14 protein-coding genes and 1 pseudogene are annotated in these 17,628 nt (G+C 64.9%); 13 read left to right on the top strand and 2 right to left on the bottom strand.

Features of this window, described 5'->3' with window-relative positions; all coding sequences use genetic code 11:
- The 10 genes and pseudogenes from nusA to ASC93_RS06730 form a co-directional block, all read left to right on the top strand.
- The coding region (gene nusA, locus ASC93_RS06685) for a transcription termination factor NusA (protein WP_229412624.1) at window positions 1-1,331 on the top strand (1,331 nt) is incomplete at its 5' end.
- A 97-nt stretch (window positions 1,332-1,428) separates the two neighbouring features.
- A complete protein-coding gene (infB, locus tag ASC93_RS06690; RefSeq protein ID WP_056439039.1) occupies window positions 1,429-4,311 on the top strand; it encodes a translation initiation factor IF-2 in 2,883 nt (960 codons plus the stop codon).
- Window positions 4,312-4,653: 342 nt separating this feature from the next.
- Window positions 4,654-5,112, top strand: coding sequence for a 30S ribosome-binding factor RbfA (gene rbfA / locus ASC93_RS06695; RefSeq protein WP_056439042.1), 459 nt, complete (start codon window positions 4,654-4,656; stop codon window positions 5,110-5,112).
- An 11-nt stretch (window positions 5,113-5,123) separates the two neighbouring features.
- Window positions 5,124-6,032: pseudogene (gene truB / locus ASC93_RS06700) on the top strand (tRNA pseudouridine(55) synthase TruB); the annotation flags it as partial.
- A gap of 191 nt (window positions 6,033-6,223) precedes the next feature.
- Window positions 6,224-8,059, top strand: coding sequence for a translational GTPase TypA (gene typA / locus ASC93_RS06705; protein WP_056439047.1), 1,836 nt, complete (start codon window positions 6,224-6,226; stop codon window positions 8,057-8,059).
- 221 nt (window positions 8,060-8,280) lie between these two features.
- Window positions 8,281-8,826: a DUF6160 family protein gene (locus ASC93_RS06710; RefSeq protein ID WP_056439050.1), complete on the top strand. Its 546-nt coding sequence runs from the start codon at window positions 8,281-8,283 to the stop codon at window positions 8,824-8,826.
- 280 nt (window positions 8,827-9,106) lie between these two features.
- The gene (locus tag ASC93_RS06715) at window positions 9,107-9,616 is read left to right on the top strand and encodes a DUF6160 family protein (RefSeq protein WP_056439053.1); all 510 of its coding nucleotides are present in this window, start codon (window positions 9,107-9,109) and stop codon (window positions 9,614-9,616) included.
- Window positions 9,617-9,708: 92 nt separating this feature from the next.
- Entirely contained in the window at window positions 9,709-10,476 is a 768-nt protein-coding gene (locus ASC93_RS06720; RefSeq protein ID WP_056439054.1) for a hypothetical protein, read from the top strand.
- Window positions 10,476-11,321, top strand: coding sequence for a hypothetical protein (locus ASC93_RS06725; RefSeq protein WP_056439056.1), 846 nt, complete (start codon window positions 10,476-10,478; stop codon window positions 11,319-11,321). Before ASC93_RS06720 ends, ASC93_RS06725 begins: the two co-directional genes overlap by 1 nt.
- Window positions 11,318-11,785, top strand: coding sequence for a hypothetical protein (locus ASC93_RS06730; protein WP_056439059.1), 468 nt, complete (start codon window positions 11,318-11,320; stop codon window positions 11,783-11,785). The genes ASC93_RS06725 and ASC93_RS06730 overlap by 4 nt, the downstream gene beginning before the upstream one ends.
- On the opposite strand, the gene ASC93_RS06735 is transcribed toward ASC93_RS06730, so the two are convergent.
- Together ASC93_RS06735 and ASC93_RS06740 are read right to left on the bottom strand one after the other, a co-directional pair.
- Window positions 11,730-12,887: an AraC family transcriptional regulator gene (locus ASC93_RS06735; protein ID WP_056439062.1), complete on the bottom strand. Its 1,158-nt coding sequence runs from the start codon at window positions 12,885-12,887 to the stop codon at window positions 11,730-11,732. The two genes, ASC93_RS06730 and ASC93_RS06735, sit on opposite strands and share 56 nt — an antisense overlap.
- 192 nt (window positions 12,888-13,079) lie before the next feature.
- Window positions 13,080-13,931, bottom strand: a complete 852-nt coding sequence (locus ASC93_RS06740; RefSeq protein ID WP_157201769.1) for a helix-turn-helix domain-containing protein — start codon at window positions 13,929-13,931, stop codon at window positions 13,080-13,082.
- Window positions 13,932-14,141: 210 nt separating this feature from the next.
- Between ASC93_RS06740 and ASC93_RS06745 the strand changes: the two genes are divergently transcribed.
- The 3 genes from ASC93_RS06745 to ASC93_RS06755 are packed head-to-tail and all read left to right on the top strand — an operon-like array spanning window position 14,142 to window position 17,618.
- Window positions 14,142-14,903 (top strand): C39 family peptidase, encoded by a 762-nt coding sequence (locus ASC93_RS06745; RefSeq protein ID WP_056439687.1) that lies wholly within the window; start codon window positions 14,142-14,144, stop codon window positions 14,901-14,903.
- 20 nt (window positions 14,904-14,923) lie between these two features.
- Window positions 14,924-15,988 (top strand): hypothetical protein, encoded by a 1,065-nt coding sequence (locus ASC93_RS06750; protein ID WP_056439074.1) that lies wholly within the window; start codon window positions 14,924-14,926, stop codon window positions 15,986-15,988.
- 10 nt (window positions 15,989-15,998) lie between these two features.
- Window positions 15,999-17,618, top strand: a complete 1,620-nt coding sequence (locus ASC93_RS06755) for an OmpP1/FadL family transporter (protein WP_056439077.1) — start codon at window positions 15,999-16,001, stop codon at window positions 17,616-17,618.
- Window positions 17,619-17,628: the final 10 nt, after the last annotated feature.

Below are 17,628 nucleotides of genomic sequence, written 5' to 3' on the forward strand. Positions count from 1 at the left end.
TGCACTTCGAAGCGAAGGAGCAGATTCCTGACATCGAGGTCGACGAATACATCGAAGAGCCGATCGAGTCGGTCGAGTTCGGCCGCCGCTTCGCCCAGGATACCAAGCAGGTCGTGCTGCAGCGCGTCCGCGACGCCGAGCGCGAGCAGATCCTGCAAGACTTCCTGGAACGCGGCGACGCGCTCGTCACCGGCACCATCAAGCGCATGGAGCGCGGCGATGCGATCGTCGAGTCGGGCAAGATCGAAGCACGCCTGCCGCGCGACCAGATGATCCCGAAGGAAAACCTGCGCATCGGCGACCGCGTCCGTGCCTACATCCTGCGCGTGGACCGCAATATGCGCGGCCCGCAGGTGATCCTGTCGCGCACGGCACCGGAATTCATCATGAAGCTGTTCGAGCTCGAAGTGCCCGAGATCGAGCAGGGTCTCCTGCAGATCAAGTCGGCCGCCCGCGATCCGGGCGTGCGCGCGAAGATCGCTGTCTTTACGACGGACAAGCGCATCGACCCGATCGGCACCTGCGTCGGCATGCGCGGTTCGCGCGTGCAGGCCGTGACCGGCGAGCTGGGCGGCGAGCGCGTGGACATCGTGCTGTGGTCGGAAGATCCGGCCCAGTTCGTGATCGGCGCGCTGGCTCCGGCCAACGTGTCGTCGATCATGGTGGATGAAGAGAAGCACGCGATGGACGTCGTCGTCGACGAGGAAAACCTGGCGATCGCGATCGGCCGTTCGGGCCAGAACGTACGCCTGGCGTCCGAGCTGACCGGCTGGAAGATCAACATCATGACGGCCGAGGAATCGGCCAACAAGGCTGCCCAGGAAACCGCTGCCGTGCGCACGCTGTTCATGGAAAAGCTGGATGTGGACGAGGAAGTGGCGGGCATCCTGGTCGAAGAAGGTTTTTCGAGCCTTGAAGAAGTCGCATACGTGCCCATCTCCGAAATGCTGGAGATCGAATCGTTCGACGAAGACACCGTCAACGAACTGCGTACCCGTGCACGCGACGCGCTGGTCACCGAGGCGATCGCTTCCGAAGAAGGTCTCGAGGGTATGGACGAGGCGCTGGTCAACCTGGAAGGGATGGACCGCACCACCGCCGGCAAGCTGGGTCTGGCCGGCATCAAGACCCTGGAGCAATTCGCGGGACTGGCTTACGACGAGTTCAGCGCCATCCTGGCGCTGCCGACCGAGCGTGCCCGTGAACTGATCAAGAATGAATTTAATGATGTGACCGACGATGAGATGAAACTGGTCGACGCCAAGTACGACGACCGGGCCAAGGCCCTGCAGGCGAAAGCCTGGAGCCAGGTTGAAACGGCCAAGGCATAAATGAAGTGCACAGACCGGAGCGCATGCGCCGGTCTTCGTGCTTTATTAAGCAAGAAAATTTCTTTATCATCTCGCGACACATAGAAAAGAGGACTGAATGGCGAGTAACAACGTAGCCCAATTTGCCACCGAACTGAAGATGCCTGCAGATTTGCTGCTGACGCAGCTGCGTTCTGCCGGCGTCGATAAAAGTTCGACGTCAGATCCCTTGTCCAAGGATGATAAGGATAAGCTGCTGAACCATCTGCGCCGTACCCACGGTGCCGCCGAATCGGGCGAAAAGAAGAAGATCACGGTGACCCGCAAGGAAACCTCCGAGATCAAGCAGGCTGACGCGAGTGGTAAATCGCGCACGATCCAGGTCGAAGTGCGCAAGAAGCGCACCTTCGTGCAGCGTGACGACCTCGTCACGCCGAAAGCGGCCGCCCAGGAGGCACCGGTCGTCGACGCCGCCGAGCAGGCACGTCGCGAAGAGGACGCGCGCCGCCAGGCCGAACTGATCGCGCGCCAGGAAGCGGAACTGCGCGAGAAGCAGGACCGCCTGGCCAAGCTCGAATCCGAGAAGGCCGCTCAGGCCAAGGCGGCCGAGGAACAGGCCAAGCGCGATGCCGAAGAGCGCGCCAAGCGTGAAGCGGCCGAAGCCGCCGAGGCGGCAGCCGACAAGGCGGCTGCGGCCGCCCAGGCATCGGCCGGCGCCGCCGGCGCCGCCGAGGACGCAAAGCGTGCCGCGGCCGACGAAGCCAAGAAGGCAGCTGCCGAGGAATCCAAGCGCAAGGCCGAAGAGGCCGCCAAGGAAGCCGCCGAACGCGCCGCCGCCACCGAGCGTGCGCGCAAGGCGGTCGCCGACGAAGTGGCGCAGATCAAGGCCATGATGGCCCAGCCGCGCCGCGTGATCAAGGCGCCGGAACCGGCACCGGCCAAGCCGAAGGCGGCCGAGCCGAGCACCCTGCACAAGCCGGCGACGACGGCGAAACCTGCCGACGCCAAGCCGGCCGACGCCGGTGCACGCGCCAAGCCGGGCGACAAGAAATCGATCAAGTCGGCCAATGTGGCCTCGACCTGGTCGGACGACAAGAAGCGCGGCGGTCCGAGCAGCGGCACGAAGGGTCGCGGCAACGCGGCGCCGACCGGCCGTGACGGCTGGCGTGCGGGCGGCGGCCGTGGCGGCCGTCGTGGCGGTCACGACGATCGCGAATCGAACTTCCAGGCGCCGACCGAAGCCATCGTGCGCGACGTGCACGTGCCGGAAACCATCACCGTGGCCGAACTGGCGCACAAGATGGCCGTCAAGGCATCGGAAGTCATCAAGCAACTGATGAAGCTGGGCCAGATGTGCACCATCAACCAGGTGCTGGACCAGGAAACCGCGATGATCGTGGTGGAAGAAATGGGCCACAAGGCCTTTGCCGCCGCCGAGGACGATCCGGAAGCGCTGCTGGCCGACCACGGCGAGCACCACGAGTTCGAGGCCAAGCCGCGTGCACCGGTCGTGACTGTCATGGGCCACGTCGACCACGGTAAAACGTCGCTGCTGGACTACATCCGCCGCGCCAAGGTTGCTGCGGGCGAAGCCGGCGGCATCACCCAGCACATCGGCGCGTACCACGTGGACACCCCGCGCGGCATGGTCACCTTCCTGGATACCCCGGGCCACGAGGCGTTCACCGCCATGCGTGCCCGCGGTGCCAAGGCGACCGACATCGTCATCCTCGTGGTGGCGGCCGACGACGGCGTGATGCCGCAGACCAAGGAAGCAATCGCTCACGCGAAAGCGGCCGGCGTTCCCCTGGTCGTGGCGATCAACAAGATCGACAAGCAGGGCGCGAATGCAGACCGTGTGACCCAGGAACTGGTGGCTGAAGGCGTCGTGCCGGAAGAATACGGTGGCGAGTCGCCGTTCGTCCAGGTGTCGGCGAAAACCGGCCAGGGCATCGACGACCTGCTGGAAAACGTGCTGCTGCAGGCCGAAGTGCTGGAACTGAAGGCGCCGGTGGAATCGCTGGCCCGTGGCCTGGTGGTCGAAGCCCGCCTGGACAAGGGCCGCGGCCCGGTCGCCACTATCCTGGTGCAGTCGGGTACGCTGAAGCGCGGCGACGTCGTGCTGGCGGGATCGTCCTTCGGCCGCGTCCGTGCGATGCTGGACGAGAACGGCAAGTCGGTGACCGAAGCCGGTCCGTCCTTCCCGGTCGAGATCCAGGGCCTGACGGAAGTGCCGAGCGCCGGCGAAGAAGTCATGGTCATGGCCGATGAGCGCAAGGCGCGCGAAATCGCCCTGTTCCGTCAAGGTAAATTCCGCGACGTGAAACTGGCCAAGCAGCAGGCAGCGAAGCTGGAAAACATTCTCGACCAGATGGGCGAAGGCGAAGTCAAGAACCTGCCGCTCATCGTCAAGACGGACGTGCAGGGTTCGCAGGAAGCGCTGGTCGGTTCGCTGCAGAAGCTGTCGACGTCGGAAGTGCGTGTGCAGATCGTGCACGCGGCCGTCGGCGGCATCACCGAGTCGGACGTCAATCTGGCGACCGCGTCCAAGGCAGTCATCATCGGCTTCAACGCCCGTGCCGACGCCCAGGCGCGCAAGCTGGCCGAGACCAACGGCGTCGACATCCGTTACTACAGCATCATTTACGATGCGATCGACGAGATCAAGACGGCACTGTCGGGCATGCTGGCACCGGAGAAGCGCGAGCACGTCACCGGCCAGGTGGAAATCCGCCAGGTCATCCTCGTGTCGAAAGTCGGCGCGATCGCGGGCTGCCTCGTCACGGACGGCGTCGTCAAGCGTACCTCGTCGGTCCGCCTGCTGCGCAACAACATCGTCGTGTGGACGGGCGAGATCGACTCGCTCAAGCGCTTCAAGGACGACGTCAAGGAAGTGCGCGCCGGTCTCGAGTGCGGTCTGTCGCTGAAGAACTACAACGACATCCAGGTCGGCGACGTCCTGGAAGTGTTCGAAGTTCAGGAAGTGGCGCGTACGCTGTAATCACGGCCGATCGAACGATTGGAGTACCATTTGGGGCCAGGAGCTCGCGCCTTGCGGCGCGGGGCGACTGGCCCCAAGTTTTTTGGCGAACTTTCGACGAACAACTGAAACGTCGTCCCCGCGAAGGCGGGGACCCAAGTTTGCGTGCATGTCGGCAGGTTTTAAGCCGGTGGCGGCGCGAACAAATTAGGTTCCCGCCTGCGCGGGAACGACGATGCAAGTTGCGCCGTATCGTGCAAGTAGCGCCGCATCGTGCAAATAGCGTCGGTGTTGTAGGTAGCGCCGCATCCTGTACGTCGCGCCGCATCGCATCAGAACGAAAACACACAGCAGTAAAAGAACATGGCAAAACACAGCAAAAGCATTCCCCAGCGCGGCTTGCGCGTTGCCGACCAGATCCAGAAAGACCTGTCGGAACTGATCGCCTTCGAACTCAAGGACCCGCGCGTCGGCATGGTCACCATCAGCGAAGTCAAGCTGACCCCGGACTACGCGCACGCGAAGGTGTATTTCACGCTGCTCAAGGACAGTCCGGAAGAGATCAAGCAGACGCTGGAAGGCCTGACGAAGGCGTCCGGCTACCTGCGCAACCTGCTCGGCAAGCGCCTGCACATCCACACGCTGCCGCAGCTGCATTTCCTGCACGACATCTCGACCAGCCGCGGCCTCGCGATGTCGGCCCTGATCGACCAGGCCAATGCCACGCGCGCCAAGGACGATGATGTGGGCGACGCCGGCCACACCGAAACCGGTCGTGAGGTCGAAGGCACGCACACTGAAGAAGATTCGGATTCCGAGTGAACGCACGGCCCCCGAAAAAGCCCCGCGATCTCGTCGACGGGGTGCTGCTCATCGACAAGCCCGTCGGCTTGTCGTCGAACGATGCGCTGATCAAGGCCAAGCGCGTCGTCAACGCGAAGAAGGCCGGCCACACCGGCACGCTTGACCCGTTCGCCACCGGCCTGCTGCCGCTGTGCTTCGGCGAGGCGACCAAGTTTTCGCAAGACCTGCTGGAAGCCGACAAGACGTATGAGGCCGTCGTCCACCTGGGCATCACGACGACGACCGGCGATACCGAAGGCGACGTCGTCGAGACGCGCCCCGTCGACGTGACGGTCGAACAGATCGAAGCGGCGCTGGCGCGCTTCCGCGGCCCGATCATGCAGGTGCCGCCCATGTATTCGGCGCTCAAGCGCGACGGCAAGGCGTTGTACGAGTACGCGCGCGAAGGCATCGTGCTGGAGCGCGACGCCCGTCCCGTGACGATCCACGAGCTCGCGATGCTGGCGTACGATGCGCCGATGCTGACCATCCGCGTCAACTGCAGCAAGGGCACGTACGTACGCGTGCTGGGCGAGGACATCGGCGCCGCGCTCGGCTGCGGCGCGCACCTGAACGCGCTGCGCCGCATCCAGGTGGGCGCGCTGACCGTCGCCGGCATGGTCACGCTGGAACAGTTGCAGGCGCACGACAATCCGCTTTCGCTGCTGGCCCCGGTCGATGCGCTGCTGTCGAGCTTCCCGCCCGTCGAGCTGACGCCCGAGCTGGCCGCGCGCTTCCTCAACGGCCAGCGACTGGCGCTGAACCGTGAGCCGGTCGCGTTGCCGGAGACGCAGGGCAGGGTGCGCGTGTATCACGACGGCAAGCTGCTGGGCACGGCCATCCTGCAAGAATATGGCGTGCTGGCGCCGGAACGGCTGATCGCGCGGCCGCAGGCTTGAAAACGGCGGCACCGCGCGCACATGGGGCCCGTCCCCACGTCATCGCCATTCAATATTTCGCCGGTATGCTCGGCTTTCTCCCCCGCTGCGACGCGGCAGGGGCCGCAAGCATGCTATACTAGTGGGTTCTCGGAATCGAAAGCTTCGTGCTCATCCGTCCATCACGCAACAATTACTGTTGAAAAACGCATATGTCTAACACCAAACGCGCGATTCGTAATATCGCAATCATCGCCCACGTTGACCACGGCAAGACCACTCTCGTGGACCAGCTGCTGCGTCAATCGGGCACTTTCCGCGAAAACCAGCAGGTGGACACCCGCGTGATGGACTCGAACGATCTCGAGAAGGAACGCGGCATTACCATTCTGTCGAAGAACTGCGCCGTCGAGTACGAAGGCACGCACATCAACATCGTCGACACCCCGGGCCACGCCGACTTCGGCGGTGAGGTCGAGCGCGTGCTGTCGATGGTCGATTCCGTGCTGCTGCTGATCGACGCCCAGGAAGGTCCGATGCCGCAGACCCGCTTCGTGACCCGCAAGGCGCTCGCGCTGGGCCTGAAGCCGATCGTCGTCGTCAACAAGATCGACCGTCCGGGCGCACGCGCCGACTGGGCGATCAACCAGACGTTCGAACTGTTCGACAAACTGGGCGCGACCGACGAGCAGCTGGACTTCCCGATCGTCTACGCGTCGGGCCTGAACGGCTACGCCGGCCTGGACGAAAGCGTGCGCGACGGCGACATGAAGCCGCTGTTCGATGCCATCCTGAAATACGTGCCGGTGCGCGACGACAATCCGGACGGCCCGCTGCAGATGCAGGTCACGTCGCTCGATTACTCGTCGTACGTGGGCAAGATCGGCATCGGCCGCATCAGCCGCGGCCGCATCAAGGCCGGCCAGGACGTCGTCGTGATGAACGGCCCGGACTCGACCCCGATCAAGGGCCGCATCAACCAGGTGCTGAATTTCAAGGGCCTGGAGCGCGTGCTGGTCGATGAGGCGGTTGCCGGCGACATCGTGCTGATCAACGGTATCGAAGACATCGGCATCGGCTCGACCGTCTGCGCCGTGGACACCCCGGAAGCGCTGCCGATGCTGACCGTCGACGAGCCGACCCTGACGATGAACTTCATGGTCAACAATTCGCCGCTGGCCGGCCGCGAAGGCAAGTTCGTCACCAGCCGCCAGCTGCGCGAACGTCTCGAGCGCGAACTGAAGGCAAACGTCGCCCTGCGCGTGCTGCCGACGCCGGACGACACCGTGTTCGAAGTGTCGGGCCGCGGCGAGCTGCACCTGACCATCCTGCTGGAAAACATGCGCCGCGAAGGTTTCGAGCTGGCCGTGTCGCGTCCGCGCGTCGTGTACAAGGAAATCGACGGCGTCAAGTGCGAGCCGTACGAGAACCTGACCGTCGACGTGGAAGAAGTCAACCAGGGCGGCGTGATGGAAGAACTGGGCCGCCGCCGTGGCGACCTGCAGAACATGGAATCGGACGGCAAAGGCCGCGTGCGCCTCGAATACCGCATCCCGGCCCGTGGCCTGATCGGTTTCCAGGGCGACTTCATGACGCTGACCCGCGGCACGGGCCTGATGAGCCACGTGTTCGACGCCTATGCGCCGGTGGACAACACCAAGGGCGAACTGGCCGGCCGTCGCAACGGCGTGCTGATCTCGCAGGATGACGGCGCCGCCGTCGCCTACGCGATCTGGAAGCTGCAGGACCGCGGCCGCATGTTCGTCGAGCACAACACGCCGGTGTACGAAGGCATGATCATCGGCATCCACTCGCGCGACAACGACCTCGTCGTCAACCCGATCAAGGGCAAGCAGCTGACCAACGTGCGCTCGTCGGGTACCGACGAAGCCGTGCGCCTGGTGCCGCCGATCCAGATGTCGCTGGAATACGCCGTCGAGTTCATCGAGGACGACGAACTGGTCGAGATCACGCCGAAGAGCATCCGCCTGCGCAAGCGCTTCCTCAAGGAACACGAGCGCAAGAAGGCCAGCCGCGAAGCCGCGTAATCGAGCTTTGCGCCGCACCACAAAAACCCGCTGCTTGCAGCGGGTTTTTTTATGCCCATGCACAGGATCGCGTCAAAGGCTGGCTCGTCAAGCCATCGATTTGGCTCCGTGGACATGGCCGCCGGACTGCTTTTAGCAAACGGAAAGTATTAGCATTGTTTCCACTTAATTGATACCCGATTAAGTTCGCGTTCCGCCACTCAAACAATACTGGAGACTCCATGAAACTGCTGAAACAACTGGCCGTCGTTGCCGCCCTGTCCTCGATCGCTTCGTACGCATCGGCCCTGACCCCGATCGCCGATGCCGATCTGTCCAAGGTGTCCGGCCGTGACGGTGTGTCGATCGCCGCCGACCTGCATGTGAACATCGGCTCCTTCGTCTACACGGACACCGACACGACCGGCGGCTCGGTGAGCTTCAACAACATCAAGATCAGCGGTGCGATCGCCGCCACGATCGACATCGTCAACAACGCCACGTTCCAGGGCGAAGTCAGCGCCTACAACGCCGACGGCAGCGTCAATGCCAACACGACCCTGGGCGTGATCTCGCCGCTGGCCGTACCCGGCGCCAGCGCAGGCCTGGCCGCCTTCCAGCCGACCGGCGACGTCGTCAAGATCGCCATCCCGCAAGTCGACACCGTCAAGAACCTGAGCATGTCGGTCGACTCGATCAAGATGGGCAACTCGACCGCTTCCTACGGTTCGTTCGCCGTCAACGACATCAAGCTGCAAGGCACCACCGTCTACATCTGGGCACACTGATCGCGTTCGGGCGCGCTCCAGAATGCGCGCCCGGATGTGTCAAACGACTGGCTCAGGAATCCATCGATTTGGCTTCCTGAGCAAGGACAAAAGGATGTGGTTATTGAATCGGAAGTAATAACATTGTTTCCACTTAATTGACTTCCAATAAAGAGATTTCAGTTAAGCCAAGCAGTCCGACGCTGCCGTCCCGATTGGCCACAAGCCGCAGAGGAACCGAAGCGGACGCGCGGGCAAGCCCGAAAAGATTCTCGTCGATCACAATAACACTGGAGATACCATGAAACTGCTGAAACAACTGACCGTCGTCGCTGCCCTGTCCTCGATCGCTTCGTACGCATCGGCCCTGACCCCGATCGCCGATGCCGACCTGTCCAAGGTCTCGGGCCGTGACGGTGTGTCGATCGCCGCTGACCTGCATGTGAACATCGGTTCCTTCGTCTACACGGATACCGATACCGCAGGTGGTTCGGTGAGCTTCAACAACATCAAGATCACCGGTGCAATCGCCGCCACCATCGACATCATCAACAACGCCACGTTCCAGACCGAAGCCAGCGCGGCATCGGGCGCATCGAGCGTGCTGGGCGTGAGCGGCGGCGCAGGCCTGGCGGCCTTCATGCCGGCTGGCGACGTCGTCAAGATCGCCATCCCGCAAGTCGATACCGTCAAGAACCTGAGCATGTCGGTCGACTCGATCAAGATGGGCAACTCGACCGCTTCGTACGGTTCGTTCGCCGCCAACGACATCAAGCTGCAAGGCACCACCGTCTACATCTGGGCGCACTAAGCATCACGGGTTGGGTGATGGACGGCCCGCGGGCTTGCCCCGGGCCGTTTTTTTGACCTCGCGTCGTTGCTCTTCGTTTTTCGGGTTCAAACATGCGCACGTTGCTCGCCGCGTCCCTCCTCGCGCTCTCGCTGTTGCCCTGCGCGGCATCGGCCCAGATGCGTCCGATGTCCGACAACGAACTGTCCCGGGTCAGTGGCCAGGGCCTGTTCACGGTCAGCAATTCCAGCTACAACGGTTTCGATTTCACCCGCATCGCCCTCGATGCCGACGTCACCCTGAACGCCAACCTGGCCAATATGCGCCTGGGCGAATACACCTACGCGCCGCGCAACGGCACCGGCGCCGACCTCGACATCAGTGCACTGCAATTCGGCCGCACCGACGCCAGCGCCGCCCAGCGGCTCGTGCAGATCACCAATCCCTATTTCGAATTCGTCTACAAGAACACCGGCGTCGACAGCCAGCGCGAGATCGTCGGCATGCGCCTCGGCTTCGACGGCATTGCCGGCGACATCGGCACGAAGATCGCCACGCTGTCCGGCTCGATGCGCATCGACGCGGGCGCGGCCGGCATCGTCGACAGCATGAACGACGCCGGCGGCGGCAAGCGCTGGGACGGCACCTGCACCGGCTGCACGCCGCTGTCCAGCGTGGGCGGCGTCACGGCAGGCGACGCCAACGGCCCGAGCCGCGATTTCTGGATCTCGATCCTCAAGACGCCCGTGCAATTCCAGGCCGCGTCCGGCATGCCCGCGCTGACGGAAGCACAGGCCGGCATCTGGCTGAACTGGCGCGACAAGCTGACCGCGCTGAACCTCACCGGCACCGTGCCGGTCAATAACGCGGCGGGGCATTGATGCTGACGCGCGCCGCGGCCACCGTCCTGTTCTGCGCGCCGGCGTTCGCGTTCGCACTCGAGCCGCTGCCGGACAGCGCGCTCGCCAGGGTCGCGGGGCGCGACGGCATGAGTTTCAACCTGTCGAATTTCGCCATGGCGGGCAACGCCGAGCTGCGCTACACCACGCCCGGCGGCGACAGCCTCGGCATCGGCAACCTGGCCGCGTCGCGCTCCGACAACACCGACGCGCCGTTCGCCGACCCGTACCGCCTCGACGTGGTCCCGGGCGGTCCTGGCCGCGCCGACATGATCAACATCGCCTTCCCGCAAAACACGGCCGGCCGCGAAGTCTGGCAGATCGCCTACGACTTCGGCATCAACGCCGGCGGCTTCGACGTCAAGAACGGCAGCGTGATCCTGAAGGACCTCGTGTACTACGGCGGCGGCCTGCAGTGGACGACCCCGGTCGCCGGCGACGGCCTCGCGTTCGGTCTCGCCACGCGCCTCGAACTGGGCAGCCTGACCCTGGCACCGAACGGGCGCGACGCCACCAGCGAAGCGATGGTGCTGTCCAACGTGAAGATCGGCGCGGCCACGGCGGACGGTTCCGCGCCGACGGCGCCGTGGCAGATCGCGGATGCGACGAACCAGGCCGGCATCTTCAACGCACGCACGGATGCGGCGGGCAATGCGAGCCTGCACGTCGGCATCGGCTGGCCCGACGCCGGCCAGGCGGCGCCCAGCGGCACGCTGCAGATCGGGAACATCAGCTTCCGCAGCGACGCAGGCGCGAGCATGGACCTGGGCAGTTCGCGCATCGGGTCCATCCAGTTGCAGTACCTCGACGTCAAGTTCCGCCAGTGAGTACGCGCCTGCGCCTCCTCGCCATCCTGGCGCCCGCCTTGCTGTGCCGGGCGGCGTGGGCGGGGCCGCAGCCGCTCGCCGACGACGAACTGGCCCAGGTGCGCGGCGCCGACGGCATCAGCTTCGCCGTGCGCCTGCAATTGAACCGGCCCGGCGACGGCACCACGAGCGACAGCCGCCTGACCATCGGCCAGGTGGTCGACGGACGGACGACGTACACGGTGCTGAAGAATGTCGGCGGCGTGATCCAGATGGTGGGCCTGAACATCAGCCCGCAGACGGCCGCCGACGGCACGAACTACCTGGCGCTGACCCTGCCGGCGTACACGCGCTTCACGGACACCGGCTTCGAATCGCTCAGCGTGCAGGCCGATCCGCGCGCGCCCGTGACGCAGAGCCTGGGGCAGGTCACCCTGAACGGCGAACTGCAGATGCAGGGCCAGCTGCGCCTGTGGTCCCATTGACGGCGGCCTGGCCATGGGCGTTGATGCGGTCCTGCTGGAACTCGCCGGGCGCCTTGCCGAACCAGCGCAGGCAGGCGCGATGGAAGGCGCTGGGGTCGGCGAAGCCCAGCTTGTAGCTGAGGTTCTTGACGCTGATGCGGTCGCTGCCCAGGTATTGCTGGGCGATCGTGCGCCGCACTTCGTCGACGAGGGTCGAGAAATCGGTGCCTTCGTCGGCCAGGCGGCGTTGCAGGGTGCGCTCGCTGATCGCGAGGCGCCGTGCGACGGCATCGCGCAGCGCGCCGCCCTGGTCGATCATCGCGGGCAGCAGCTCGCGCACGCGCGCGGCCACGCTCGTGCGTTCGGCCTGCGCGAGGCGTTCGTCGAGCAGGCGGAACAGGCCTTCCGCCGCGAGCGGGTTCGCGGTGGGAATCGGCGCCGTGATGTCCGCGCCCCCGAATTCGAGCGCGTTGGCGGGCGCGCCGAAGCGCACCGGGCAGCCGAACCAGCGCGCGTAGGGCGTCGTGTCGACCGGGGCCGGATAGGCGTATTCGACGAGGGCCGGCTTGAGGTCGGGCCGGCTGCCGACGAAGCGCATCGTCGCCAGCAGCAGGTTCCAGGTGAAGTCGTAGCGCGCCTGCGGCACCTGGCGCGCGCCGCCGACGAGGTTCAGGCCCACGCGCACCCGGTCCGCTCTCGGCTCGATGGTGGCGCGCACGACGGGCGACACGAGCGGCATGTAGCGCGTCAGGCTGTCCGCCGCCTGGCGCAGCGTGGGGGAGGCGAGCATCAGGTGGCCCAGTACGCCGAGCCAGCTGAGCGGGTCGGGGGCGAACACGCGAAAGCCGATCAGCGCATCGCCGCTGGCGGCCGCGAGGCCTTCCCAGAGCGTGCTGAATTGGTCGGACAACGCGAGCAGGTCGGCCGCCCGCTCGCCTTGCGCGCCGTGCTCGAACCATCCGAGGCCGGCCTTGGCGAACAGGGCTTCGACGTCCATGCCCTCGGCGCCGAGGCAGGCCTTGATGCGTTGCACCACGTCCGTGGCGGACAGGTACTTCACGCTGGCGACCGCGTACGTGCGGACGCGTCCTGCGCTGGTCTCATGCTTGGTCTCCTTACTCATTGAGTGGCCGCGGGTTCTTTTGTGTCTTTTGGTTCTTTTGCCCGGGTGCCGTTTTTTATTATGTGTGCATGCGAAAACTCAATGCTTCGGAAAATGATCCCATCTTTATCAAAAATTGCTCATTTTCGATAGGCAAGATTTTTTATTTGATGCAACGCAAACCGGCGCGTTTTCCGCCGGCGGCGCAAGCGTTCAGGCACGCGCCTGCTGGCGCGCACGAGCGGGCGTGATGCCGTACGCGGCCGCGAAACAGGCCGTCATATGGCTCTGGCTGTTGAAGCCGCATTGCGCCGCAACACGGGCGATGGAGAAGCTGGTGCGGGTCAGTAATTCGTGCACCCGTTCGAGGCGTAAACGCAACACATAACGGTGCGGGGTCATGCCCATCGCTTCCTGGAAGATGCGGCGGAAGTGCGATTCCGACACGCCGGCGCGCTCGGCCAGTTCGGCGTTCGACAGTTCGCTCGACAGATTCTGGCCGATCCATTCCAGCACGCCCTGCAGGCGGCCGAGCTGGAGGGCGTCCGGCGGCAGGTGCCGGCCCGTCTTGCCTTCCAGTACGCGGCAGGCCTGCTCGACCATCAGCGCCGAGGCGCGCTCGACGAAACCGGCGTTCGGCGTACTGCTGCGGGCGATTTCCGCCAGCACCTGCTGGGCGGACGCGTGCACGAGCGGGTCGGAAAAGGTGGGCGACTTGGCGCGCGCGGCCAGCAGGCGCTGCAACTGTCGCACCATGTCGTGGTTCGGATCGAGAAAGTGGAACATGGCCATGTCGATGGCGCCGAAGAACGTCCAGCGGCTGGCGAAGCCGGGCTGGAACACGGTCGCGGCGCCGGCCAGGAAGTCGAACGAACGGCCCGGGTTGCGCCCGGCTGTTGCGCGCGCGCCACCCATGTGGCAGGCCAGCACCATCGAATCGAGCGGCGGGACCTCGCATCCGCCCAGCTGGAAGATGTAGCGTTCGGCCCGCAGCGGCACGCCGCCGATCTCGACGCTGATCACCGGCTCCCCCAATGCATTGCTGATCCTGTCCCAAGTATGCACGGTGCCCCAATCTGAATGAGCGGTTTTTTATAAAAACGATAGCGTTTTATAACATCGGCAAGCCCTGCCTGCATCCAAAATATAGAAAAACTGCAATAAACGTGGCCAAAACGCCACGTCGACATTGCATGAAATCCAGGCATCCGCACGCCACGCATGCGCACGGAGCAGGGCCACAAGGGGCTGCATGAAGCGCCCCAGGGAGACACCATGTTCACATTCCTGCTGGGGATCCTCGCGGTCCTCGTGGGCGGGGCCGGCGTGCTTGCCAAGCACGAGGCGCAGGACCGTCCGCTCGACCGTTTCGACCTGCCGACGACCATGTCCGTGGCCGCCGCCGGCGTGCCGAACGTGGCGATCGAGCCGTTCTCCGAACTCAAGTTCAAGAACATCGTCCACCAGGCCTACGACTACAGCTGCGGCTCGGCGGCACTCGTCACCATCCTCAAGTACCACCTGGGTCTCGACGTCACCGAGCAGCAGTCGATGGAAGGCATGATGGCCTTCGGCGAGAAGGACAAGATCATCGAGCGGCGCGGCTTTTCGCTGCTCGACATGAAGCGCTACCTCGCCTCGATCCACGTCCAGAGCGCGGGCTTCCACGCCGAGATGTCGGACCTGCTCACCCTCGATTCGCCCGGCATCGTGCCGATCGACTACGCCGGCTTCAAGCACTTCGTCGTGCTGCGCGGCGTGCGCGGCGGTCTCGTGTTCCTGGCCGATCCATCGGCCGGCAACATCACGTTCTCGGTCGAGGAATTCGCCACCCTGTGGGACCGCAACACGCTGTTCATCGCCTATCCGCCGAAGGGTCATCCGGCCGTCGCCAAGCTGGCGCTGGCCGACAACGAACTGGGCGTGGTCGACATGGACCGCATCCGCGACCGCGGCCTGCAGCGACCCATCGACACGCAGTTGGCGAACGAGCGCCTGCTGAACGGTTTCGGCGGGATCTCGATCCGCAAACAATAGACCCACCACGAAGGACCACCATGAAGATTTCCACGATGCTCGTGCCGGCGCTGGCTTGCGCCGGCCTGTGCGCCCAGTTGCCTGCACTGGCGCAGGATACGGCGAGCGCCTCCACGCTGAATGCCGCCACGGCCGGCACGCCGCCCGCCGACGCGCAGCCCGCCTCCGCCGACGCGGTGCGGAATGCGCTGGCGAAGAAGGAGGGCGATGCCGACAACGCGACGCTGCTGAAGGAAACGCTGACCGCCGTCGACAAGCAGTACTCGCTGATCCGCAAGGGCAAGGTGCAGCTGAACTATGAGCTGGGCTACACCTACATCGGCCAGGAAAAGATCAACACCGACCTGTCGTCCGGGACCGCCACGCTGTTCTCGATCGAGAACACGAACTCGCACACGATCACCAACACGATCATGGCGGACTACGGCGTGCGCAACAACCTGACGGCGAACGTCACCGTGCCCATGATCAGCCGCTACTCCGATTCCGCCGGCTTCTCGGGTGTCTCGCACACGATCGGCGACCTGGGCCTGGGCGTGCGCTGGCAGCCGCAGGAAGTCAAGCGCGACGAGGTCGCGTACACGATCACGGCCGGCGCGCGCCTGGCGACGGGCACGAGTCCGTACAAGGTCGACGTGAACAAGGGCGTGGCCACCGGCTCCGGCGTCAACAGCTTCAACCTCGGCGCCAACATGACGCGCATCGTCGATCCGGTCGCGCTGTTCGGCTCCTTCAACGTCGGCTACAGCCTGACGGCCAAGCACCTGAGCCAGCAGCTGTACGGCGCCACGCTGCGCCAGGTGAAGCCGGGCGCCAGCTTCGGCTTCGGCCTCGGCTTCGCCTACGCGCTGTCGTACAAGATCACGACGTCGTTCTCGTTCCAGGAATCGATCCAGTCCCGTTCCACGCTCACGTTCGACAACGGCGCCAAGGCGCAGACGCAGACCCAGAGCGCCGGCATCCTGTCGATCGGCGCGGGCTACCGCATGTCGCCCAAGACCACCGTCAACGTGACGGTCGGCGCCGGCCTCACCGCGGCCGCGCCGAACCTGTCGCTGACCATGAGCCTGCCGTTGTCGCTGTGAGGCCGACCCCATGACCGCCGTGCCGTCATCGACCGCTGCGCGCGCGCTGGCCCTCGCCGGGCTGGCCGCCGCGCTCGCGCCGGGCGCGCATGCCGGCGTCACCGACAACCTCGTCACCAGTCCCACCGCGATGGCGATGGGGAATGCGGTGACGGCCGATCCGCCCGGGATCGAATCGATCCACTTCAACCCGGCCGGCCTCGCGCGCCTGACGGGCACGCAGAAGATCGATTCCGTGTTCATGGCGGCGATCCGCAACCCGAACCATTTCGTCTCGGCGCCCGACATCGACATCGGCGGCTTCAAGGACGACCCGATCAACGGCAAATCGAGCGGGCCGGTGCGCCAGGCGATGGAGATTCCGTTCTACGGCATCCCCAAGGCGCGCCTGCCGGCCGTGCTGGTGCCGGGCCTCGGCATGTCGTACAACGCGCCCGGGTCGCGCTGGACCTTCGGCACGATGGTCTACCTGTCCGCGGCGATGAGTATCGACCGCACCAAGGACCCGGATGATCCGGCCCGCTTCGACGGCCGCCTGGTCCAGCTGCAGCGGCTCGTGTACCTGTCGCCGGCGGCCGCGTACAAGGTGTCGGACACGCTCAAGATCGGCATCTCCGTGCCGATCGCGTATTCCGCCTTCGCCATCAACACGGACTTCCGCGCGCCCAACAAGCTGCTGGGCACCGTCGGCGAGCTGCAGAAGGCCGTCTGCCCGAACGGTAACGGCACCGTGATCGACACGCTGACCTTCGGCCTGTGCGGCGGCGGTCCGGAAGGCATGGTCAATCCGTTCAAGCGCGCCGCCAACATCGACTTCGACCTGCGCGCGTCGTTCGACCCCACGGTCAACGTGGGTGTGCTGTGGGAGCCGAAGAAGTGGTTCGCGCTTGGCCTCGTGTACCAGGGCGGCGCGCGCACGACCTATACCGGGTCGTACATGTTCCACAGCGACCCGATGCTGCGCAGCTTCGTGCGCGGCCTGAATTCCAGCCTGCTCGGGCCGATCGTCGGCGCCGTCACCGGCATGCCGCAGGAGATCCCGGAATACCAGTCCGGGAACATGACGGCCAGGATCCCGTTCCCGTGGCGCGTGCAGGCCGGGATGAAGCTGATGCTGAGCGATTACGTCCAGCTGAACGCGGACGTCAGCTATGCCGACTGGGCCCAGTGGAACCAGCTGACGTTCGAATTCGACCGCAGCATCAAGCTGCTCGAGATGGCGCGCCTGTTCGGCTATGCGAATTCGAGCCAGGCCACGTTCAAGATGGGGTTCCGCAGCGTCGTCAACTACAGCTTCGGCACCCAGATCAACCTGACCAAGAAGCTCGCGCTGCGCCTGGGCTACGAGCCGCGCAAGAGCTCCATCCCGGGCGACAAGATGAGCCTCCTGGCGCCGCTGCCCGACACGAAACTCAGGAGCGTGGGCCTGCGCTACCGCTTCGACGACGGCGGGGAAGTCAACCTGACGGGCAGCTACATGAAGGGCACGTACAACATCCCGGCGCGCAGCGACTGCAACCTCAACTGCGACAATTTCTTCAACCTGATTTACAACCCTTATGCGGCCACCAACGTGTCCGGCAGCCTGATCGTGAAGTACGCGGGCGCCTCGTACACGCGGCCGTTTTGAATTCGCTTTG

Source organism: Massilia sp. Root335 (assembly GCF_001425685.1).
GTDB lineage: Bacteria > Pseudomonadota > Gammaproteobacteria > Burkholderiales > Burkholderiaceae_D > Telluria > Telluria luteola.